Source organism: Synechococcus sp. N26, from assembly GCF_900473975.1.
Classification (GTDB): Bacteria; Cyanobacteriota; Cyanobacteriia; order PCC-6307; family Cyanobiaceae; genus Parasynechococcus.
This window is the reverse complement of sequence record NZ_UCNM01000010.1, coordinates 64,191-83,429: the sequence shown is the minus strand read 5'-3', so window position 1 is coordinate 83,429 and position 19,239 is coordinate 64,191. Positions and strand designations below refer to the sequence as shown.

Annotated in this window: 38 protein-coding genes; 23 read left to right on the top strand and 15 right to left on the bottom strand. The window is 57.7% G+C overall.

Annotated features, from left to right (window positions below; genetic code table 11):
• Positions 1-27: 27 nt before the first annotated feature.
• Positions 28-366 carry a phenylpyruvate tautomerase MIF-related protein gene (locus tag DXY33_RS08120; RefSeq protein ID WP_115132461.1) on the bottom strand — a complete coding sequence of 113 codons (339 nt, stop codon included), beginning with the start codon at positions 364-366 and terminating at the stop codon, positions 28-30.
• Between the two features lie 158 nt (positions 367-524).
• Between DXY33_RS08120 and DXY33_RS08115 the strand changes: the two genes are divergently transcribed.
• The 5 genes from DXY33_RS08115 to DXY33_RS12365 all read left to right on the top strand — a co-directional run bounded on the left by DXY33_RS08115 (position 525) and on the right by DXY33_RS12365 (position 3,382).
• Complete coding sequence (locus DXY33_RS08115) at positions 525-863, top strand: hypothetical protein (RefSeq protein ID WP_115132460.1); 339 nt, start codon at positions 525-527, stop codon at positions 861-863.
• Positions 864-879: 16 nt separating this feature from the next.
• Positions 880-2,340 (top strand): glycosyl hydrolase family 57, encoded by a 1,461-nt coding sequence (locus DXY33_RS08110; RefSeq protein ID WP_115132800.1) that lies wholly within the window; start codon positions 880-882, stop codon positions 2,338-2,340.
• 56 nt (positions 2,341-2,396) lie between these two features.
• Complete coding sequence (locus tag DXY33_RS12835) at positions 2,397-2,519, top strand: hypothetical protein (protein WP_256377193.1); 123 nt, start codon at positions 2,397-2,399, stop codon at positions 2,517-2,519.
• Between the two features lie 495 nt (positions 2,520-3,014).
• Positions 3,015-3,188, top strand: a complete 174-nt coding sequence (locus tag DXY33_RS12370; RefSeq protein WP_170950996.1) for a hypothetical protein — start codon at positions 3,015-3,017, stop codon at positions 3,186-3,188.
• A 35-nt stretch (positions 3,189-3,223) separates the two neighbouring features.
• Entirely contained in the window at positions 3,224-3,382 is a 159-nt protein-coding gene (locus tag DXY33_RS12365; protein ID WP_170950585.1) for a hypothetical protein, read from the top strand.
• Positions 3,383-3,385: 3 nt separating this feature from the next.
• Here the strand turns inward: DXY33_RS12365 and DXY33_RS12360 are convergent, their stop codons facing one another.
• On the bottom strand, positions 3,386-3,562 hold the full coding sequence (locus DXY33_RS12360; RefSeq protein WP_170950995.1) for a hypothetical protein: 177 nt from the start codon (positions 3,560-3,562) through the stop codon (positions 3,386-3,388).
• 75 nt (positions 3,563-3,637) lie between these two features.
• Between DXY33_RS12360 and DXY33_RS12830 the strand changes: the two genes are divergently transcribed.
• Together DXY33_RS12830 and DXY33_RS08100 are read left to right on the top strand one after the other, a co-directional pair.
• Positions 3,638-3,763: a hypothetical protein gene (locus DXY33_RS12830; protein ID WP_256377192.1), complete on the top strand. Its 126-nt coding sequence runs from the start codon at positions 3,638-3,640 to the stop codon at positions 3,761-3,763.
• A gap of 32 nt (positions 3,764-3,795) precedes the next feature.
• On the top strand, positions 3,796-4,161 hold the full coding sequence (locus DXY33_RS08100; protein ID WP_244275953.1) for a DUF1499 domain-containing protein: 366 nt from the start codon (positions 3,796-3,798) through the stop codon (positions 4,159-4,161).
• Between the two features lie 7 nt (positions 4,162-4,168).
• On the opposite strand, the gene DXY33_RS12355 is transcribed toward DXY33_RS08100, so the two are convergent.
• A complete protein-coding gene (locus DXY33_RS12355) occupies positions 4,169-4,309 on the bottom strand; it encodes a hypothetical protein (protein ID WP_170950994.1) in 141 nt (46 codons plus the stop codon).
• 87 nt (positions 4,310-4,396) lie between these two features.
• On the opposite strand from DXY33_RS12355, the gene DXY33_RS08095 reads away from it, so the two are divergent.
• From DXY33_RS08095 to DXY33_RS08085, 3 genes are all read left to right on the top strand, one after another.
• Entirely contained in the window at positions 4,397-5,773 is a 1,377-nt protein-coding gene (locus tag DXY33_RS08095; protein ID WP_115132457.1) for a DUF2130 domain-containing protein, read from the top strand.
• Between the two features lie 3 nt (positions 5,774-5,776).
• Positions 5,777-6,274 (top strand): early protein (E6), encoded by a 498-nt coding sequence (locus DXY33_RS08090; protein WP_115132456.1) that lies wholly within the window; start codon positions 5,777-5,779, stop codon positions 6,272-6,274.
• A gap of 313 nt (positions 6,275-6,587) precedes the next feature.
• A complete protein-coding gene (locus DXY33_RS08085; RefSeq protein ID WP_115132455.1) occupies positions 6,588-6,905 on the top strand; it encodes a hypothetical protein in 318 nt (105 codons plus the stop codon).
• A gap of 12 nt (positions 6,906-6,917) precedes the next feature.
• Here the strand turns inward: DXY33_RS08085 and DXY33_RS08080 are convergent, their stop codons facing one another.
• Positions 6,918-7,151, bottom strand: a complete 234-nt coding sequence (locus DXY33_RS08080) for a hypothetical protein (RefSeq protein ID WP_006851686.1) — start codon at positions 7,149-7,151, stop codon at positions 6,918-6,920.
• Between the two features lie 93 nt (positions 7,152-7,244).
• Here DXY33_RS08080 and rpsU point away from each other — a divergent pair, with 93 nt between their 5' ends.
• The 3 genes from rpsU (at position 7,245) to DXY33_RS08065 (ending at position 8,501) form a co-directional block, all read left to right on the top strand.
• Positions 7,245-7,421: a 30S ribosomal protein S21 gene (rpsU, locus tag DXY33_RS08075; protein WP_009790002.1), complete on the top strand. Its 177-nt coding sequence runs from the start codon at positions 7,245-7,247 to the stop codon at positions 7,419-7,421.
• A 180-nt stretch (positions 7,422-7,601) separates the two neighbouring features.
• Entirely contained in the window at positions 7,602-7,841 is a 240-nt protein-coding gene (locus DXY33_RS12700) for a hypothetical protein (RefSeq protein ID WP_114988968.1), read from the top strand.
• Between the two features lie 39 nt (positions 7,842-7,880).
• A complete protein-coding gene (locus DXY33_RS08065) occupies positions 7,881-8,501 on the top strand; it encodes a hypothetical protein (RefSeq protein WP_244275951.1) in 621 nt (206 codons plus the stop codon).
• On the opposite strand, the gene DXY33_RS08060 is transcribed toward DXY33_RS08065, so the two are convergent.
• The 4 genes from DXY33_RS08060 to DXY33_RS08045 form a co-directional block, all read right to left on the bottom strand.
• Entirely contained in the window at positions 8,491-8,787 is a 297-nt protein-coding gene (locus DXY33_RS08060) for a hypothetical protein (protein WP_244275949.1), read from the bottom strand. The two genes, DXY33_RS08065 and DXY33_RS08060, sit on opposite strands and share 11 nt — an antisense overlap.
• Positions 8,788-8,982: 195 nt before the next feature.
• Complete coding sequence (locus DXY33_RS12345; protein ID WP_006850963.1) at positions 8,983-9,138, bottom strand: hypothetical protein; 156 nt, start codon at positions 9,136-9,138, stop codon at positions 8,983-8,985.
• A 108-nt stretch (positions 9,139-9,246) separates the two neighbouring features.
• Positions 9,247-9,750: a DoxX family protein gene (locus DXY33_RS08050; RefSeq protein WP_250397550.1), complete on the bottom strand. Its 504-nt coding sequence runs from the start codon at positions 9,748-9,750 to the stop codon at positions 9,247-9,249.
• Positions 9,751-9,841: 91 nt separating this feature from the next.
• Positions 9,842-10,060: a CP12 domain-containing protein gene (locus DXY33_RS08045; RefSeq protein WP_006852050.1), complete on the bottom strand. Its 219-nt coding sequence runs from the start codon at positions 10,058-10,060 to the stop codon at positions 9,842-9,844.
• A 187-nt stretch (positions 10,061-10,247) separates the two neighbouring features.
• Between DXY33_RS08045 and DXY33_RS12340 the strand changes: the two genes are divergently transcribed.
• On the top strand, positions 10,248-10,406 hold the full coding sequence (locus DXY33_RS12340) for a hypothetical protein (RefSeq protein WP_156915504.1): 159 nt from the start codon (positions 10,248-10,250) through the stop codon (positions 10,404-10,406).
• A 147-nt stretch (positions 10,407-10,553) separates the two neighbouring features.
• Here the strand turns inward: DXY33_RS12340 and DXY33_RS08040 are convergent, their stop codons facing one another.
• Positions 10,554-10,724 carry a hypothetical protein gene (locus DXY33_RS08040; RefSeq protein ID WP_244272198.1) on the bottom strand — a complete coding sequence of 57 codons (171 nt, stop codon included), beginning with the start codon at positions 10,722-10,724 and terminating at the stop codon, positions 10,554-10,556.
• 77 nt (positions 10,725-10,801) lie between these two features.
• Here DXY33_RS08040 and DXY33_RS08035 point away from each other — a divergent pair, with 77 nt between their 5' ends.
• Together DXY33_RS08035 and DXY33_RS08030 are read left to right on the top strand one after the other, a co-directional pair.
• The gene (locus tag DXY33_RS08035; RefSeq protein ID WP_115132452.1) at positions 10,802-11,299 is read left to right on the top strand and encodes a hypothetical protein; all 498 of its coding nucleotides are present in this window, start codon (positions 10,802-10,804) and stop codon (positions 11,297-11,299) included.
• Positions 11,300-11,316: 17 nt separating this feature from the next.
• The gene (locus DXY33_RS08030; protein ID WP_115132798.1) at positions 11,317-12,066 is read left to right on the top strand and encodes a sulfite exporter TauE/SafE family protein; all 750 of its coding nucleotides are present in this window, start codon (positions 11,317-11,319) and stop codon (positions 12,064-12,066) included.
• Here DXY33_RS08030 and DXY33_RS08025 read toward each other — a convergent pair.
• On the bottom strand, positions 12,043-12,273 hold the full coding sequence (locus DXY33_RS08025) for a hypothetical protein (protein ID WP_115008869.1): 231 nt from the start codon (positions 12,271-12,273) through the stop codon (positions 12,043-12,045). The genes DXY33_RS08030 and DXY33_RS08025 overlap by 24 nt on opposite strands.
• A 97-nt stretch (positions 12,274-12,370) precedes the next feature.
• On the opposite strand from DXY33_RS08025, the gene DXY33_RS08020 reads away from it, so the two are divergent.
• The 5 genes from DXY33_RS08020 (at position 12,371) to DXY33_RS08005 (ending at position 14,152) form a co-directional block, all read left to right on the top strand.
• Entirely contained in the window at positions 12,371-12,640 is a 270-nt protein-coding gene (locus DXY33_RS08020; RefSeq protein WP_006850218.1) for a hypothetical protein, read from the top strand.
• Positions 12,641-12,692: 52 nt separating this feature from the next.
• On the top strand, positions 12,693-12,818 hold the full coding sequence (locus DXY33_RS12825) for a hypothetical protein (RefSeq protein WP_006850359.1): 126 nt from the start codon (positions 12,693-12,695) through the stop codon (positions 12,816-12,818).
• A 117-nt stretch (positions 12,819-12,935) separates the two neighbouring features.
• Entirely contained in the window at positions 12,936-13,370 is a 435-nt protein-coding gene (locus DXY33_RS08015; RefSeq protein ID WP_115082470.1) for a nuclear transport factor 2 family protein, read from the top strand.
• Positions 13,371-13,392: 22 nt separating this feature from the next.
• Complete coding sequence (locus tag DXY33_RS08010; RefSeq protein ID WP_244275947.1) at positions 13,393-13,902, top strand: ATP-binding protein; 510 nt, start codon at positions 13,393-13,395, stop codon at positions 13,900-13,902.
• Positions 13,903-13,969: 67 nt separating this feature from the next.
• Positions 13,970-14,152 (top strand): hypothetical protein, encoded by a 183-nt coding sequence (locus tag DXY33_RS08005; RefSeq protein ID WP_041434599.1) that lies wholly within the window; start codon positions 13,970-13,972, stop codon positions 14,150-14,152.
• A gap of 8 nt (positions 14,153-14,160) precedes the next feature.
• Here the strand turns inward: DXY33_RS08005 and DXY33_RS12335 are convergent, their stop codons facing one another.
• The 5 genes from DXY33_RS12335 to DXY33_RS07985 all read right to left on the bottom strand — a co-directional run bounded on the left by DXY33_RS12335 (position 14,161) and on the right by DXY33_RS07985 (position 17,674).
• Entirely contained in the window at positions 14,161-14,313 is a 153-nt protein-coding gene (locus tag DXY33_RS12335) for a hypothetical protein (RefSeq protein WP_170950581.1), read from the bottom strand.
• A gap of 180 nt (positions 14,314-14,493) precedes the next feature.
• Entirely contained in the window at positions 14,494-14,691 is a 198-nt protein-coding gene (locus DXY33_RS08000) for a hypothetical protein (protein ID WP_006851951.1), read from the bottom strand.
• Positions 14,692-14,813: 122 nt separating this feature from the next.
• The gene (locus DXY33_RS12330; protein WP_206749601.1) at positions 14,814-14,966 is read right to left on the bottom strand and encodes a hypothetical protein; all 153 of its coding nucleotides are present in this window, start codon (positions 14,964-14,966) and stop codon (positions 14,814-14,816) included.
• Positions 14,967-15,139: 173 nt separating this feature from the next.
• The gene (gene psbA / locus DXY33_RS07990) at positions 15,140-16,216 is read right to left on the bottom strand and encodes a photosystem II q(b) protein (protein ID WP_115132449.1); all 1,077 of its coding nucleotides are present in this window, start codon (positions 16,214-16,216) and stop codon (positions 15,140-15,142) included.
• 141 nt (positions 16,217-16,357) lie between these two features.
• Positions 16,358-17,674: a YcjF family protein gene (locus tag DXY33_RS07985; RefSeq protein WP_371634712.1), complete on the bottom strand. Its 1,317-nt coding sequence runs from the start codon at positions 17,672-17,674 to the stop codon at positions 16,358-16,360.
• A 136-nt stretch (positions 17,675-17,810) separates the two neighbouring features.
• On the opposite strand from DXY33_RS07985, the gene DXY33_RS07980 reads away from it, so the two are divergent.
• Complete coding sequence (locus DXY33_RS07980) at positions 17,811-18,713, top strand: cation diffusion facilitator family transporter (RefSeq protein WP_115132448.1); 903 nt, start codon at positions 17,811-17,813, stop codon at positions 18,711-18,713.
• Entirely contained in the window at positions 18,706-19,233 is a 528-nt protein-coding gene (locus tag DXY33_RS07975) for a hypothetical protein (protein ID WP_115132447.1), read from the top strand. Before DXY33_RS07980 ends, DXY33_RS07975 begins: the two co-directional genes overlap by 8 nt.
• The last annotated feature ends 6 nt before the right edge of the window (positions 19,234-19,239 follow it).

The window sequence follows — 19,239 nt, the reverse complement described above, 5'->3', positions numbered from 1 at the left end:
CGATCTCGGCCTCAGTATGGGAGAGCATCAGCCAAAGGTGTTGCCGTTCCAACCCCAACAGCTGGCCTGCACATCCTCAAAACCGATGTACACCCGGTTGGCAGGGATTCCCGTGCGTGCCTGGATCAGTTCACAGAATGCGGCCGTCATCGCGGGCGGACGCAGGGCACCGATCGACTTCACCTCCACGTAGGCACAAGGCTCATGGCTGCCGGCGAAGGTCATCGGCACGCCCGTCTCCAGGAGCGTCATCACGTAGGCCTCCGGCTTGCCCGTCTGGTTGGCCAACTCAGACGAAAGCTCCTGCAGCAAAGCCGATCCGTCTTTCAGTCCTGGAAGCGACGTGCGCACATTAATCAGAGGCATCGGCTCAAGAATGCTGGGAGAAGCTTGGCACTCTCAAGTCATGAGTGCCAACTCCTGGATGTTGATCTAATTGAAATATTTCCAAAAGCAAAGACCATCAACCTGAACAATTCGAACGGAGAACGGCTCATAGGTTTCACTCAAAAGTGATCAGCTCAATGATCCTTCTTCATTTCTTTGGCCTTGGAGACGTTCTGCGTCGCTTTGAACTCGAGCAGATCACAGGTCTCACAATCATGGGATTCAGGCCACTGTGCCTGGACGAATTGATGCACTGGTCGCAAAACATGGCTGACCAGCACCACTGGGATGGGGAGGCGATTCGTCACGACGTGATGAGCACCTGGCTTGATCAAGCCGACGACATCACCCGCTGGAGACATCGGCTGGATCAGGCCCCTGCTGAGGTTGAACTTTTGGCGGGCATTGGCGATCAGCACACCTGGCGTGATCATTGGGAAGGCATGCTGCGCCAAACACCGCGTGCCGGATGGTGATCACGAGCGGAGTGCAATGACAGGCTGTCCCCCGATCAGCGGACGAGAAGCCGACGTTGCTGCTGTGATGCGGAAACAACGGCAGGTCTGGTCGAACAGTGCGATCGATCTTGAACACCTGCATTCCGGCTTCGCCTGCGCTCTCCACATGCACCAACCGACGGTGCCGGCGGGAGCGAACAAGAGCTTGATCTCCCATCTCCAGTACATGCTGGATCACCCCAACGAGGGTGATAACCACAACGCCGAACCATTCGCCCACTGCTATCGGCGTCTTGCCGACTTGTTGCCGGAACTGATCAACGAAGGCTGCAGCCCAAGAATCATGCTCGACTATTCGGGCAATCTGCTCTGGGGAATCGAGCAGATGGGGCGCCGCGACATTGGCGATGCACTCCACTACCTCGCCTGTGACCCTTTGATGCAGGGACATGTGGAGTGGCTTGGAACCTTCTGGAGCCATGCCGTGGCTCCATCCACACCCATCCCAGACCTGAAACTGCAAATCAGCGCCTGGCAACAGCAGTTCGAGGCCTGTTTTGGCAGCGCTGCCCTGGAGCGAGTCAAGGGGTTCTCACCGCCGGAGATGGCTTTGCCCAACCATCCCGACACCCTGTTCGAATTCATCAAAGCCCTCAAAGAAGCTGGATATCAGTGGCTTCTGGTGCAAGAGCACAGCGTTGAACGCATGGACGGCAGTCCACTGCCGCGCAGCCAATGCTTCATTCCCAATCAACTTCTCGCCAGAAACAGTCGAGGCGAGGAGATCAGCATGACGGCATTGATTAAAACCCAGGGGTCTGACACCAAACTTGTGGGCCAGATGCAGCCTTATTACGAGGCATTGGGTTGCGAACGGCAACGTCTTGGTGACGTTGCGCTGCCATCCCTGGTGAGCCAGATCGCCGACGGAGAAAACGGTGGGGTGATGATGAATGAATTCCCAGAGGCTTTCCGGCAGGCCAATCACCACATTCGTGACAACCCCAACGGCACCGTGGCCATCAACGGCAGTGAATACCTAGAGGCCCTGGAGCGCAAGGGAGTGAATCGCCACCACTTCCCCACCATCCAGGCGTTACAACAACACCGCCTTTGGCAAGAGCTTGACAACAACGCCTCAGCCGAAGCGATGGAAGAGACCATCAGCAAACTGAGGGCTGACGACACCAGCTTCAGCATGGAGGGTGCGTCCTGGACCAACGACCTGAGCTGGGTTGAGGGTTACGCCAACGTGCTGGGCCCGATGAATCAACTCAGCGCTCAGTTTCATGCGCTGTTCGACCGCTCAGTCGCCGCAGACCCCACCACCACCGGGACCAGGGCTTATCAGGAAGCGTTGCTGCATGTGCTGCTGCTGGAAACCAGTTGTTTTCGCTACTGGGGTCAAGGAATCTGGACCGACTATGCCCAGGAGATCCATCGCCGCGGAGAGGAGCTGTTGAATCAGAGAACGGCAACGGCTCCAACCAGCTGAGAGACGCTTTACAGAGCGTTACATTCGTGTAACGTGATGAGAGCTGGTCGCACCTGATGGGTGATTACACAATCGCAATCATCGCCATGGTGGGCATTGGCATCGTGTTGACTGCTGCTGTGGTGTTTGCCCTGATGCGTCCCAGTGACATGCCACCCATCGACGAGAACCGCAATTGAGCATGGGAATCGTTACCGAGCTGCTGATCGCTACCACGGAGATCGGAATTGCCCTGCTAGTGGCTGTTTCCCTGCCCGTCGCTGAATCCCAGAACTGATTTCGAGTCAGCCGACACCTTTTAGGCGAAATTCCATATAAATCGAAGCGGCATCGCCCTCGCGATCGAGCTCCTGCAGGTCGCTACATCGCGCTTGCATCCAGAACACCGTTTCCCTCCAAACTTCAAGGTGATAACGGCGCTCGAGATTTTGTCCAGAACCGTCCAAAGCTCTACCTGCATCACCCTCAAAATATAAGCAATGCATAACGGCATCGCCTTCGATGTCAACATTTAGCGACCGGCGCTTGCTTCACATCACGATGGCAAGAACGAGGGTTAATGTTCTTTCATCCAGACCAAGTACGGAACAGCACACAGCAGGGATAAAACGTACCCGTTGTTACGACAACGCAGGATCTAGTCAATACTTTGAGCTGATCCTGCCGACGTCACCATGGAGCCCATCGCTCTGACACTTGGCCAACAATTCGACATTGAACAGCGCAGTCGCGATATCAATTCAATGACTGACGTGAAACAGCTTCAGGAGATCAGCAAAGATCTGCTTCTGGCTTGGCAGCAGGAGATTGCCCGCTCACGGGCAGCAGCCTTCCCACACAAGAAATAACGCTTCGTTACAGTTGGTTGACATGCTTGGAAGTCATGAACCTGAGCTTGCCTCAGCAGTTCGAAGCTGAAGCGATCAAGCGGTCCATCAACGAAACCGACGATCTTGACCAGTTGAAAGCTCTGGCACGGGAACTCGCAGATCTCTATGTGCGTCAGAGAGCTGCCACGGCCTGGGTGATCGCCGAGAAATAAGCATCACACTTTGCTGTCGTTTCGCCAGCGTCGTTCCAAGCGCTGACGTGCTTCGTCAACGGTTTGCCCACGGGAAAGAGCTGTTTTGTCGCGGTAGTGGCGCGTGATCGACCAAAACTTGAGGGCAGACGCCAGCGCCACCACCAACCATGCGAGCACAATCCAACCCGGATTCGTCATCGTTGCCCAGCAATGCGCTCCATGATGGCGAACGGGACGCGAGTCTTGCCTGCATGTCCCCTCACCAGCGCAACCGTGGATCCTAAGGTGCGCCAGTTCGTGATCAGCCAGTTGGCGGTGATCGCCTTACCAGTTGGAACCCTGATCGGCATCTGGCTTTGGATGCTGAACTGGGGCGGTCGTTCCCGCAGAGACCAGTGACCTTCCTTGCCGGCCTACTGGCCCCCGTGTTGATGCTCTTCCATCTTTCTGGCCCCGTCCCTGCGGATCTCGGCGTGAGCAACGGGGCGTTGCGCGACTGCCCGACAACAGCTCACTGTTCCAGCCAAACCTGGGCGAGCTCCGACCCGATGGCGGACTTCAGCAAGCTAAGTGGGTTGGTGCAGGAGTCGCCGCGGACGGTTGTGATTGATCAAACCGAGACCTACCTGCATGCCGAGGCCAGCAGCGCTTTCTTTGGCTTTGTGGATGACTTGGAGCTGTTCGCTGATCGCGACAACAAACGGATCCAGGCACGGTCCGAGTCGCGTCTCGGCGACTCGGATCTTGGTGTGAACGCCGCACGATTGGCGGCGCTGCGGTCGGGACTGGAGAGCTGAAGGCCGCTTAAACCTTGGCGCGACGCAGTTTGCTCAGATCGGTGATCATTTCCTTGATGCCAACCACGAATCCGATGGCGGCCAAGGCCACGATGCTCAAGATGATCACCGTGTCGAGCAGCGAACGTGGATCGATCCAATCAGGCATGGCATGAACCGTGGGCTGATCTCGTATTAGCCAGAGCCGGATAAAATCCCAGCACGTAGCGCGAACGTTCAACACAAATCGTCAGACATGCACGACATCATTTGCCCTCACTGCAATACCGCCTTCAAGGTGGATGAGGCCGGGTATGCCGACATCCTCAAACAGGTGAGGGATCATGAATTTGAACAGCAACTGAACAAACGACTGGCCCTCGCCGAACAGGACAAACGCAATGCCATCGAGTTGGCCGTTGCCAAAAAAGACAGGGAAATGCAAACGCTTGAGGCCCAACTCAAGCAAAGTGCAATCCATCAGGAACTGGCGATTAAAGATGCCGTGAACAAAGCGGAGAAGCAGCGTGATCGCATTGCAGCTGAACTCCAGCAGATTCGTGAGCAGCAGGCCACAGAACTACGCCTGGCTGAAACCAAATTCGCCAAAGAAATGCAGGCGATGACGCTACAAAAAGACAGTGAAGTGAGGGATTTGCAGGCGAAGCTCCAGGCTGGAGCCATGCAGCGCCAGCTGGCCGTGAATGAAGCGGTCAGTTCCGTGGAGAAGCAACGCGATGCACTTCAAAGCGGCTTGAAGGAAGCGGAACTGAAGCATCAACTGGAATCTCAATCACTGAAAGATCGCTACGAAGCCCAGCTCAGTGATCGGGATCAGGCCATTGAACGCTTGCGCGACATGAAGGCGCGGCTTTCCACCAAAATGGTGGGAGAAACCCTTGAGCAACACTGCGAAACCGAATTCAACAGGATTCGTGCAGCGGCTTTCCCCAAGGCCTATTTCGAAAAAGACAACGACGCGCGCAGTGGAAGCAAGGGTGACTACATCTTCCGCGACCAGGACGACCACAACAACGAAATCATCTCGATCATGTTTGAGATGAAAAATGAGGCTGATACAACGGCCACCAAAAAGAAAAACGAAGACTTTCTCAAAGAGCTAAATAAAGATAGAAACGAAAAAAATTGCGAGTATGCGGTGCTCGTCTCCCTGCTGGAGCCTGAAAATGAGCTTTACAATTCAGGCATTGTTGATGTGTCTCATCGTTTCCCGAAGACCTACATCATTCGCCCACAATTCTTTATTCCATTCATCACATTGCTCCGCAATGCAGCAATGAAGTCTCTGGAATACAAGGCTGAACTAGCTCTGGTGAAAGCACAGAACATTGATGTCACCAATTTCGAGAACGACCTCGAAACCTTCAAAACAGCCTTCTCACGCAACTACGACCTCGCCTCCAGACGCTTCCAAACGGCAATCGATGAAATCGATAAGTCGATCGATCACCTCCAAAAAACCAAGGATGCCCTGATGGGTGCTGATCGAAACCTGAGGCTTGCCAATGACAAGGCACAGGATGTGACCGTTAAAAAGTTGACCCGACGCAATCCAACGATGGCAGCCAAGTTTGCTGACTTGAACAACGCTCCTGATCAGAAATCGGCCTGAGCCATGCCCTCCAGTCCACGCAACCGCATTGGCGAGGTTTACGGCAAACTCACCGTGGTGCGCGCATCCGAACGGCGAACCAAAGCAGGAAACGCTTTTTGGTGGTGCCGCTGCAGCTGCGGGGCCGAGCGGGAAGTTCCCAGCGACAAGTTGTCGCTGAACACGGCTCGCCGCAAGCCCACCGTGAATGCCTGTGAAACCTGTTCCCGCGAACTTCAAATTGAAGGGGTTTATCGCAAAAACGATCGGGAGGAAAAACAACGCCGCCAAGCAGCGCTGGAAGCCAGATCACAGCTGAAGGGTCAAGTGCCTGATCGCTGGCTTTCCCTGCCACTCACCGATGCTCACGCACGAGAACTGGGACAAAGACTCTTCTTCCGCGGCACAACTTGCCTGCGTGGACACCTCGCGCCTTACCGCATCAACGGCGGTTGTCAGGCTTGCTCCTGTCAGACCCCATCCGCGGCAAATTTGCCATCAACCAAGCCCAAAGGGTCATAACAGCGGCACCAAAGGCCATCATCGCCAGGAGCTTGGCTTCCATTCAGAGGAAATCGAAATCGTCTTCCGAATCACCGGAAAATGAATTCATCACGAGGGCAGAAAAGGGCACAAATACGGCCGCCATCACAAGTATTTCCACGGGCTTAAGAACAGCTAATTGAATCTAACGGGCTTGACTTCACAAAAAGTCATCAGCACTACCGTCCCGCTGGAGTGAGTTCAAATACTCATTTCTGATCCAGGCATAGGCATTTCACTCCGTTGTCAGCCCAGACGACCGAATCAGACTGAACTGAGTCGGACGACGACGATGCCAAAGGTGCTGAAGGCGGCCTCACAGACGATTCGCAATCTGCTCAAGCCGGCAACTCAACACAGCTTCTCCGAAGACCGGCTGCGCAACGACCGGCAGAGCTACATCGCGATGACGCGGGCACTGGTCAATGCCCAGCTCAAATGGCGTGATGCGGAGCTCAGCTCACGCCTCTGGAAAGACGTGGCCGACCGTGGCATGGATCGCGGCCGCCTGCTTCACCTCATCTACAGCGTTGACGCTCATCACGATGATGTAGCCCTGCAGAACGCCGATACGGCCTATCTGCAGCTGGTTGATCCCAGCGATCCCTGAGGCGGAACTGCTTTAGAGCTCAAACAGAGTGCCCAGCAGCATGGCGGGATGGGTTGACTCCCCTGCCGTGCTGCGTTCGAGCTGAACGGCCATCACGCAGTGGGCCATAAATCGAACGGCCGAAAGAACAGCCAGACCAATGCACAGGGGGCAGTGCGTGAGGGTCAAGACAGGGGCCTGCCGGAGTGATGGACCCATCCCAAAGCAGAAGCCGGGACGCGCCACGATCTCTTCAACAAGCGTCATGCAAGAGACCCATCCCACCCCGGGCAGGTGGTGGGGGATGGGGTAGAGGGCGGCTGGTAAAGTTGTTGTTTATTGCTCTCTTTCGGGGAACGGATGAGTCAGGTCACTGTCGGCGAAAACGAAGGTATTGAATCCGCGTTGCGGCGCTTCAAGCGCTCCGTCGCCAAAGCTGGCATCTTTTCTGATCTGCGTCGGATCCGTCACCACGAGACCCCCGTTGAGAAATACAAGCGCAAGCTGAAGCAGCGTTCACGCAACCGTCGTCGCTGAGCTAGCACGACACGTCAGCTGCAAACGGGCCCTCGGGCCCGTTTTTTTGTGCCCATCCGTCGCTCAAAGCGGATCAGGTCGCCACGTCACGCCACGGTGCCCTCTTCTCGGTGCTCTTTTCACGGTGCGCTCTGGTTTTCGCCAGACTTCATAAATGCTTAAGAAGACCAAGACCAGTCAATGGTGTTGATCAATCCTTTTTGCCCGATCAGTGCGGCAAAAATCGCTGGCTTGAAGACCACCGTGGTCTTGCTGTTGGTGTTGTTGATGAAGTCGAAATTGCTGCGAATCAAGATGTCCCTCCTGGGATCTGTTCTTGGATTCGCCATGTTGGTGAGCTTCTTACTCACCACAGGCCTCCTCACTGTGATCACTGGCGGAGCCGTTGCTTACGCCGCCATGCAAAACCGGAGCAACTGAGCCATGCGCAATCGTCTTCCTTTTTTAAGCGGACTTGCATTGGCAACCCTCGGAGTTTCAGGTCTTGCCGGCGGTGGTTTGCTTTGGAATTTTCAGGGCCGCACTCTGGGGCTTGGCAGCACGGTTACGGCATTGGTTCTGCTGGGAATCAGCTTTGTTCTGCTTCGGCCTGAACCACGACTTTCACCCGTTGAAGTCCCTGAAGCCAGCCAGCCGCTCAAATTCAAGGCACCACAGGCATCCTTCCTCGGCCTGATGCTGGCAATCCTCGGCACCTTCGGCATGGCGGGTTCCGGGTTGCTGTGGAATTTTCAGGGTTTGGCCTTTGGACTCACCGGCACCCTCACGGCTGCCGTTGCTCTTTTGCTGAGTCTGGTTTTTCTGTGGCCCCTCGGCACCTCCAAGGCCAAAACATCTCTCATGACCGAGCCGGTGGAGACCACCGAAGCTATTTCGGAGAGCGCAGCTCCCGCACAAACCACAGCAGAAGCCATTGCCGAATTGCTGGCAGCCGAACAGAAGCAGCGCTCAGAGCTGACGTTGGTGAATTTCGCTCCGTTGAACCTGTTGCCTGGACAAAGTGTGCCCACAAATTCTCGTCGCGCAGGCAGTTCTCTTGATCGTTATCGCTCAATGGCTAACGACCTGTTCAAGAGCTGAAGTCTCTCCAGAGATTGCGAATCTGTCGGTGCCAGGGGGTGATGTTGAGATCAGGGCGCTGAACATTCGACCTGGGTTCATCAACACTGAATCCAGCCTCTTCCATCTCCCGTCTCAGCCGACGGGTGATTGGGATGAGCGCGATTGAAAGCACCAAGGCTGCGAGAAGCAGAAAGGGGAGCAACGACACCAGCCAAATGGTGGCAATCACGGTGATTGCACCTGCCATGAACGTCTTCAGCCATCGCGGCAGGGTTCTGCTCTGTTGACCTGGAAGTTGCTTCATGGCTCAGGACAGTCCGTTCGCTCTTGAGAAAATCCGCTGGAGTTCGCGTTGAAATGCTGTGGCACTGAGGGGTTCCCCCAGGCGCCTGCGTTGGTTGCGCCGAAGCACAGCTCCAATCCAACAAACCTGCAGAACAATCAACAGCGAAGCAATGATCAGAACCGGAGATTCAAGATCATTCCACTGCATCTGAGTTCAGTAACTGGATTGGGGCAGGGTGAAGCCCGACTGCATATGACCAACATCAAGCATCACGTAGGTGAGCCAAATCAGCACTGCTGCAACACCAGCGCCTGCTGCAACCTTTGCCAGAGAACGGCCAATCATCTCGAGCAGGCTGACCTCTTTCATCGCGTTGATCCAACTTCGATGATTCTGACGCGTCTTTCGCCCATACCGTCGCCAGCCATGAAAAAAGCCCCGCAATGGCGGGGCTTTTGAATCTGATCACGCTGGTGTTCAGCGGCTGGCCACGGCTTCTTCCAGAACAGCGGCTTCGCCAGCGGCGAAATCCGTGTCTTCCGCAGCGGAAAACTGCATGTCGGGCTCAAGGCGGCGGGCGATGAGCTCGTCAATGGAAAAGACACCTGGGCCGCAGGCGAGAACGGCCACGGCAGCCGCGAAATAAAGGCCAAGAAGCTCCAAAAGATAGATGTTGAAGCCCGCTGTGACGATGGCGTGATAAATGGCGACGGAGATGGTCCCGGCGACTGCCAAGGCTCCCATCCGCGTCAGCAAGCCAGTAATCAACAGCCAGCTGCCGATCACCTCCGAGAACGCTGCGACGTAGGAGAGAAGGATCGGGAAGGGCAGATGCAGAGGGCGAACGAATGCATCTGCAAAATTCTCGATATTGGCGAGCTTTTCGTAACCGTGGTGAATCAGCAGCGCGCCGGTGAAAACCCGAAGCAGGAGCAGACCGAGATCGCCGGCAATGGGGCGGGTCAGAATGGCGCGAATCACCACAGAACACATCGACTACACACAACTTAAATAAGTTGCGTGTAGTTACGCGGCTTCGCGCCAGGGCGGAGCAAGGAATGGGTACTTCTACTCAGTCGTCGTAGACCAGGCACTCGGGCTCATCGGGGTTCTGCTCGCAGAACAGCTCAAGGGGTGAGGGGTCATGGGGATCATCAGGAAATTCCTTCTTGTGATCCAACAGCCACTGCAGCTCCTCCGTGAGATGACGCACCTTGCCTTCGTTGTGCTCAGAAAGGGCCTTAAGGAACTCCTCCTGGTCCTTCTGGATGTGCTCGTCAATCGTTTTCATGACTGAAACTGTCATCTGGCTGACATTCGGTTGTTAGCGAAGACCACCCCGATCGATCAGTCGGTAGATCTACCTTTGTGGCCGAAACCACACAACAGATCCGCTCCGGGCCCCATCACGTCCTGTGACACCACAGTGGCCGTTGGACGATGGCCGCAGGAAAGTCGGGTTGGCTGATGTTGAGTGGATGCAATTTTCCGAACGCAGCGTTCTGACGGGGCTGCTTGTCTTCGCCGTAGGAGTTGTGGTGGGAATCGGAATTGGCTCAGCCAGTGCTGTTGCCGCCCTGACCCAAGGCGCACCTGACGTTCTGCAGAGTTGGTCTGGGGTGGTTGCCCTGCCGTGAAGGTTGACGGGACAGGCTTTCCCGCCTATCAGAAGCGCAGATCGGGGGAGTCGCGCGATGTTGTCAGATGAGCGGCAGATTTTTAGCCGTGACAAAAAGCCACTGCGCCAATTCCTGAAACGGCTTCAACGCTTTTTGTTCGGATAATCAACGCGTTCCAACACTGATATTCCCTGCGCCAATCAACTGTTCAAGCCGTGCAGTGAGTTTCCGTTCGGTTCGATCAAATTGCTCCTGATGGCCGGCCACATAGGCAAGCTCTTCACTGGTGATCACCTGGTGGGTGACGGCATCAAGGTAAATCTGAACCAGGGACATCCACAGCGGCATCAACCGACGGCCATCCTGGCAACACTGGAACGCAAACGGTGAATCGGGCCACGCGGAACTGAGCTATGGATCGAGAGACCATTCAGAGCCTGATCAAGCAATGCAGCTTGGGGCTATTCGATCTGGCCTGTGCCGTCAGCGGACACCCAAGCTGGGATCTCAATCTGCCTGTGGGGGTGATCGATGCACGACGCTCCAAACCAAAGCTGATGGTGAGTGCCATCGGCACGATCAACTCAACCCTGAAGGCCTCATCCACCATTGCCCACCCGTTGATGGTGCGCCTGTTCGAACGGTTCGAAGACGTGGGTCTGGAACAGGCATTGACAGAAATGAAGAGTGGTGAGGATGGGGAGGCGTTCTGCGAGGTCTGGCAGGCCTACAGGGACGAACGCCGTTGTGGTGATGCCCCGATGTGGAGCATCGAAGACGCCACAGCCTTTGTGGTGCAGTCCCGCGAGGCTCACGCTGATCGTGAAGTGGCCTGCGTTGCCATTCTTCCGGGGGATCCCCACCGCATCATCACCTTTTCAGTTCCCATCGCCTTCCTGACACGAGATTGAGTGTGTCCGAACTGCTGATGCAAATCGCCCTGCTGGGCATCGCCATTGGCGCCAATGCCCTCTCGGCTCTGGCGGGAGGGGGGGCAGGACTGGTGCAACTGCCCGCCCTCATCCTTCTGGGCCTTCCTTTCTCCATGGCATTGGCCACCCACAAGGTGGCCAGTGTTGCGCTGGGGCTGGGAGCGAGTGGGCGTCATTGGCGTGCCAGCAGTCTTGATCTGAAACGCTCAGCGCTGGTGTTGGCGGCCGGTCTTCCAGGTGTGTTTGTGGGAGCCAGCATGGTTCTTGCGCTGCCCGATCAAGTGGCCACAGCGAGCCTTGGGCTGCTGACCCTTGGGCTGGGGGTTTATTCGGCCCGGAAACCGGATCTGGGGACGACAGACCAGCCCTACCCGCTTACAGCTCGCACCGTTGGGCTTGGCAGTTGCGGGCTGTTCATCATTGGCGTTCTCAACGGTTCCCTCACTTCAGGCACGGGGTTGTTCGTCACCCTGTGGCTGGTGCGCTGGTTTGGGCTGAGCTACGCCAGAGCCGTTGCTCACACCCTGGTGCTGGTGGGCCTGGGGTGGAATGGCACCGGGGCGCTGGTGCTGGGTTTGAGCGGTGAAATCCGTTGGGACTGGCTTCCACCGCTGGTGCTGGGTTCGCTGATCGGAGGCTTCCTGGGGGCCCACTATTCCCTGGTGAAAGGAAGCCGCCTGGTCAAACAAGCGTTCGAGATCTTGGCGCTGCTGATGGGCGGATCACTCCTGATCCGCAGCCTCTGAATCGGCGTCTGCAAGGAAACGCCCCGAAAACCGCGTGGCCAACACCACTGTTGCGGCCCCGTAGGCGATGAACGTCACCGCCTGACCAGAGCTGGCCGTTTCGTAAACCTCACCTGTCAGCAGCATCCAGTCCATCAAGGACGCCACCGTTCCCCAGATCACCACCCAGACGGACACGTAGGCAACACCGCGGAAGGTCCGATTCACAAGGCCAAGGGTCGAGCGAACCCGACGCTAGGGGAAGTCGCTCGAACGAGGAAGGCCTGCGGCTCCCGTAATGTCGCTGATTGAACCGGTTGAGGGGATGCCGAAGAAACGCCGCAAGCTCAACAAAGAGATGGAAGCGGAGATGGCCGCTGCAAAGCGCAAGATTGAGCTGGTGGGCGCGCTGATCAACGACATCCGCGATGAAGACATCCAGGGTGAGTACCTCGGCGCCTTCACGCAAATCCGCAGTGCCGTGGTGAATCTGATCGCGAAGTACACAACGGACGGATTCTGCGAAGAGACCGAGGGCCTTCTGGCGCTCTACAAGGGCTTGATTGAGCAGTTTGAAGAGGAGTACGAGCTCTGAGCAGGCACGAACGCAGCACAGCGTTTAGGTTCACTTGCCTTCGTGCCTTGCCATGGCTCTTCGAGAGACCAAACCCCAGGTGTCACCGCTGCGCCTCAAGATCACGGTGTTGATCGCCGGCTTCGGGCCCCTGGTCGCCATCGGCCTCTGGCTTCAGTCCAAGGGGTTTTTCAACTGACGCCATGCATCCATTCCTCGCCACGGCTGGACTTCTCGGCCTCGGCCTGGTTCCCAGCGTGAGCTGGGCCGAGACCATGACAGCTCAGGTGGGCGCCGACTTCTGATGACAACACCCATGCTTCATCCTCCGCTGGACGCAGAACAGATCCGTGCCCTGTTCACCAAGCCCTACGGCGCGCCTGGCCCCACAGCTGCGCAGTGGAAAGCCGTCTATGCCAGTGACGTGCATTTCACCGATCCAACCCAGGAACGGCAGGGCATTGACGCCTACATCCTTGCCCAGGACGGTCTGATGCAGCGCTGTGATGACGTGTTCCTGGAAACGGAATCGGTGGTGGTGAACGGTGAAACAGCCTTTGTTGAATGGCGCATGGGCCTCAAGATCAAAGGGATTGAGTTCATCTACCCCGGGGCGACCCGGCTCCGCTTCAATCCAGATGGAAAGATCGGGGACCACCGCGATTATTTCGATTTCGTCGGCCCCACGTTTGCTCCAGTGCCCGTAATTGGTGGACTGGTGCGCTGGCTCTACAAACGCTTCGTTGCCTAAACCACGGCCCCAAGGCCATCTGTTGATCGGTCCCCCAGGCAGCGGCAAGTCCACCCTCGCGGCGATCCTCGCTCCGCTGGTCCCTGCACGGGTGATCGCCAATGACGTGCTGAGGGAACAGCTGTGGGGTGATGCAAATGTGCAGGGCCCTTGGTCTGAATTGGAACCGCATCTGCATGGCGTCATCGACCGCGCCATCGCCGATGGCGACAACGTGCTAGTGGATGCAACCCATGCGCAACTCAACTGGCGCCAAGGGTTGATGCAGCGAAGCATGGGGGGCCAGCACCTGCCATGGACCGGCTGGTGGTTGCAGACACCATTGGATCAGTGTCTGGTCTGGAACCGCTGCCGCCAACGGTGCGTTCCAGAAGCCGTGATTCGTGCGATGCACATGACGCTGAGCCAACCTCCCAACAGGCCCGACCTCAGCGAAGGATTCACAAGCTTGATCCGCCTCAATCCCGCCGGCTCCCAGCTCAGCGATCAGATCAACCGAGCCCTCCAAACCATCCTTGACCCCTTGCCATGAAGAAAGGTGAGCAGGTCATGCACCCCCTTCGGAGTCCCATCAACGTGATCGCAACGGCACAAGTGTCATGACACTCGGCGAACTCTTTCTCGAAGCCATGTCCACCGGCGTGATCACCAACGGAGAGATGGCGTGGGTGACCGCCCGCCAGGATCAATTCACACGAACTGAGGAGGCTGTCGCCCAACGGCTTGGCCGGTTGATCGACGAAGGCACGATTCAACTGGGTTGTCGCATGCCCATGGCCTGATTGAAGGCCTAGTGATGGTGCTTGCGTCGCCGCGAATGACGACGCATCCGCTTCACCAAACGACCGCTGACGGAGCGGCTTTCAGCACATTCGAGCTGATTCCAACGCCATCCCAGCCAGGACAGCACCACGACGATGGCAAGGGCGATCAACCAACCCACGGGAACAACGGCTTAAGAGAACAACGCAGGAACCAAAGCTGCTGGAGCCCAGTTCTCTTCCATCGTTAATGCAACAGCTGGCGATGCAGTCCAGCCAGGCCTGAACCGACTCAATGCGTTGTACAGCGGCCAACGCAGCGCTGTCGCGGCTTCCCTGCTCAGCCGTGAAGGGAGCAGGTTTCAGCGCTGACCGTCTTGGTCAAGGCTGAACTCAAGCAACGCTGCCGTGAGCAAGGTCTTCATCGACTGCAGGGCCTCCTGCTCTCTGGGATCTGGCCCCCCGGGCCATTTCTCAAGGTGAAAGCTCACCGAGCGGTGGAGCAGGCGAACAGCTTCAAGGTCCAGATCGAACTGGAGGGTGGGGCGAGGCTCACTCATGACTCCATTCTCCCCAACACCACGTTGACAACCAAAAGGACTGCAAGTAGTACATAGTTACTAATAAAACGCGTATGGGCATCGTCAACGCTCCTCCGCCAAGCGCCTGGCCACCGATGGGATCAGGCCAACTCCGACCGAGCCGGTCCCTCATGGTGTGCCTCACCTGCCAGCACTTTCAACACACCCTTGCTGAGGCAGGGGTTACCCAGCCAGCCTGCGCACACCACCAACAGCGCATCCCCCAAGGAGCACACCTCACACACCGCTGCCATCAATGGATGCAACGGCTGGAGAAGGAGATCGGCTGGTGCCCTGAAGGGGCCTGATGCGCCGCCCAACCTTCACAGCCAACACAGCAACAAAAAGCCCCCTCCGAGGAGGGGGCTTTCCGATTCAGTTGATCTGAATCGTTTTGGCTGCTCCAAAGGGAACAGGTTGATCCAGATCAACCGATGGCAGGAGCCTGCAGAGCCACAGGAGTGGACTCAGCAGCAGCCAGGTCGAGGGGGAAGTTGTGAGCGTTGCGCTCGTGCATCACTTCCATGCCGAGGCCGGCACGGTTCAGCACATCAGCCCAGGTGTTCAGGACGCGGCCCTGACCATCAAGGATGGACTGGTTGAAGTTGAAGCCGTTCAGGTTGAAGGCCATGGTTGACACGCCGAGGGCGGTGAACCAGATGCCTACAACAGGCCAGGCAGCCAGGAAGAAGTGAAGGCTACGGCTGTTGTTGAAGGAGGCGTATTGGAAGATCAGGCGACCGAAGTAACCGTGGGCAGCCACGATGTTGTAGGTCTCTTCCTCTTGGCCGAACTTGTAGCCGTAGTTCTGGGACTCAGCCTCGGTGGTTTCACGCACCAAGGAGGAGGTCACCAGGGAGCCGTGCATGGCGGAGAACAGGCTGCCGCCGAAAACACCTGCGACGCCCAGCATGTGGAAGGGGTGCATCAGGATGTTGTGCTCAGCTTGGAACACCAACATGAAGTTGAAGGTGCCAGAAATGCCCAGGGGCATGCCATCAGAGAAGGAACCCTGACCGAAGGGGTACACCAGGAAAACAGCCATCGCTGCAGACAGCGGAGCGCTGTAAGCGACGCAGATCCAAGGGCGCATACCCAGGCGGTAGGAGAGTTCCCACTGACGACCCATATAGGCGGAAATGCCGATCAGGAAGTGGAAGCAGACCAACTGATAAGGGCCGCCGTTGTACAGCCACTCATCGAGGGAAGCAGCTTCCCAGATGGGGTAGAAGTGCAGGCCAATGGCGTTTGAAGACGGAATAACAGCACCGGAGATGATGTTGTTGCCGTAGATCAAGGAGCCAGCGACGGGCTCGCGGATGCCATCGATATCAACCGGGGGAGCGGCGATAAAGGCAATGGTGAAGCAGATGGTGGCCGCCAGGAGGCAGGGAATCATCAGCACGCCGAACCAACCCACATAGATGCGGTTGTTGGTGTCGGTCACCCACTGACAAAAGGCTTCCCAATTGCTCTGGCGTCCGCTGCGAATTGCGGTGGACATGGAAGAAAAGAAGACGGATGAACCTCTCCCTAAAAAAAGGGACAGGTGGATCAAGTGTATGGACGGAACGTTCCGTTACATGACAACTCAACAATCAGAATCAGGTCTCAAAAAAACTTCATTAAGTGCTTTACTAAGCATTCATGAAGTTGCATGAAGTAACCACTCGCGGGATTGCTGAACGAAGCCATTCCAATTCACCCGTTCCTCCTCTGCAGCCCGAGCCACCAACAACGGTGCCTGTTGCTTCAACGCCACAAGATCAAGCTCGTCAACGCCGGCATTGATCGCCAGCCAATCCGCCATGGAGCGTCCCACCACACGGGTGAGGTAAGCCGCACTGAGGGCCTGCATCGAACCGGCGATCAGCCAGCTCCCCCCATCCAGCTTGGCCAGCCCCAGCAAGGTCTGTCCGGTCCACTCCACCACGCCCTGAGCGAGGGCTACCCGAGCCAGCTGCGCCGCCGCTTCCCTCAGCACATCCGGCTGAAGCGATGTTCCCCAGATCTCTCCCATCTCCTTGATCATCAAACCGTTCGCCACTGCCACGGCCAGAAGATCAAGGCTGGCGATGGGGGAGGCCATCACCGACCCGGCCACCACCCACTGGGTGCGCTGCTGAATCTGCAGAAAGCGTTCGCGCCGAAGCGATTCGAGGTCACGCTGCCAACGGCGATGCAAGTCCTCGAGGAGTCGCGGACGCGTCTCCACCGCAGCCTGTTTCAGCGAACGGCGCAACGGTGCCAGCGCAGTGCGCAGCTGCATCGAAGACTCCTGAACCAGGATCCGCTCACGCCAGCGCTCGGGAAGATCGTCCCGAACAGCCGCGACGGCATTGGTGGATGCGTCCTTCGCATCGGTCGACACAAGCAGCCAGGCCGGCTGATCATCCGGGACCTGCTGAAGCCAGAGCAGATCCGAGGCCAGGAGTGGCGCCTGCAGGCTGAACAGGATCAGATCCTGATCCAGCAGGCCGCCGGGCCAGGAACGGCTGCCGTCGTCGGTGGTCAGGGGATGGCAGAGCGACAGCGTCACCGGCGCCGGGCCAGCAAGAGAGCTGCTGAGGTCTGCCTCATTCGGTCCCTGAGAGCCCCCCAAGGCGACCATCGCCATGCGCACCGGACCACAACGGTCCAGCACCCGTTTCAGTTCAGCGCGACGTGCCAGATCGGCAGAGTGTTGCTGCTCAAAACGTGCGAATTGATCCAGCACCTCCTGGCACCGAGCGATCCATCCATCCAGGGAAACCGGCGCCGCAAACCGCGGCTGACTTGGCTTGCGGCCAAGCCAGATCACAACGCCACCGGCGGCCAGCAGCCCCAGCCCCCCGCCGGGAACATGCATCACATCACTGACCAGCCACTGTCCAGCAAGCAGACCAGCTCCAGCCAGAGCCAACGGCCGCAGCAGCGACGACGGTGGCATCACCAGTTCTGGCCATGAAGCCGGGAGTTTCAACAGAACGGCTGCTGTAGCAGTGGCCCTTCTTAGCTCAACCCACCACCTGAAACCAGAACTTCAGGCCAGAAACACGAGTTCTCCATAAGTTGGGAACAGGCCGGAGTCAGCCGTGACACACAGTCATCCCAATGCGATGGTCGACAACCGCCGGGGGGTGCGCAGGGTTCTGATGGTGGCCCTGGGCCTGAACATCAGCATGTCGCTGCTGAAGCTTCTGGTGGGGGCCATGAGTGGTTCCCTGGCGGTGATCGCTGATGGTATGCACAGCGCCACCGATGCGTTGTCCAGCCTCACGGGACTGGTCACCAACAAACTGTCTGATCCGCGCCCCGACAGGGATCACCCCTACGGCCACCGCAAATACGAGGCGGTGGGAGCCCTGGGCATCGCTGGTTTCATCCTGTTCACAGCCCTTGAGATCCTGCTGCGTTCGGGGGAAAGGCTGCTCGAGGGCCTGCCACCGATCCGGGTGACCAGTCAGGAGCTGGTGCTGCTCACGCTGGTGCTGGGGTTCAACCTCCTGCTGGCGGGATATGAGCTGCGGGAAGGTCGGCGGCTGAACAGCAACCTGCTCAAAGCGGATGCTCAACATGCGGCGAGCGACGTTTGGACCACCGTGGTGGTGCTGGTGGGCATGGCCGGGGCGGTGTGGCTGCAGGTGAGCTGGCTCGACGTTGCGCTGGCCATCCCCATGGCACTCCTGCTGATCCGTGTGTGCTGGCAGGTGCTGCGCGGAACCTTGCCCTGGCTGGTGGACCACATGGCGGTTGCACCTGAAGCCATCTATGCCGAAGCGATGGCCACCGCCGGTGTCTTGAACTGCCACGACATCGCCAGCCGGGGCGTTCTGGGCCAGCAGGTGTTCATCGAAATGCATATGGTTGTCGACGCAGACGACCTAACCAAGGCGCACCGGATCACCGAAGAGGTGGAAGAGCGCTTGGACGAAAGTTTCGGGCCGGTGCGGTGCACCATCCATCTGGAACCCAAGGACTACGTGGAGGACGGGATCACCTACACCGGCGCCCATGGCTGAGGTCGACACCACAACCCAGGCGCTCGCTGGACTGACCGAGCGTCAGCAGCGGGGGCTGATTGAGGTGCTCGATGAAGTCCGTCGTGCCGAGAGCTGGTCGTGGCAACTGCCGGTGTTGCTGCGGGAGCGCTGCTGGCTGCGGCTGTCTCGAACTCCCCTGACCGAGCTGCATCGTTGGCTCCCTCCGGATGGGCGTGATGAAGCCCCGGAACTGGTGCATTACCGGCGGTTGCTGCAGCAGGGGATGGATCCACTGTTGGCCCAACAGAGCTGCTGGCGGGAGTTCGGCATCGAGGACTGCCAAAGAGCGCTGCAGGACTACTGGAACAGTCGTGACACGGCCATCCACGGTTGGACAGCCGAGCGGTACCGACAACTGGTGAGCAGCTATCGCGAACGGATTGAACGGGGGATCACGGTGGTTCCGATGCTGGTGCTGGCTCGGAAGAACAGCGTTGAATGCCACCAGCTGCTCTGGATCACCGAAAAAACCCCGGTGATGCGTCACACTTGCGCCTGATTCCAG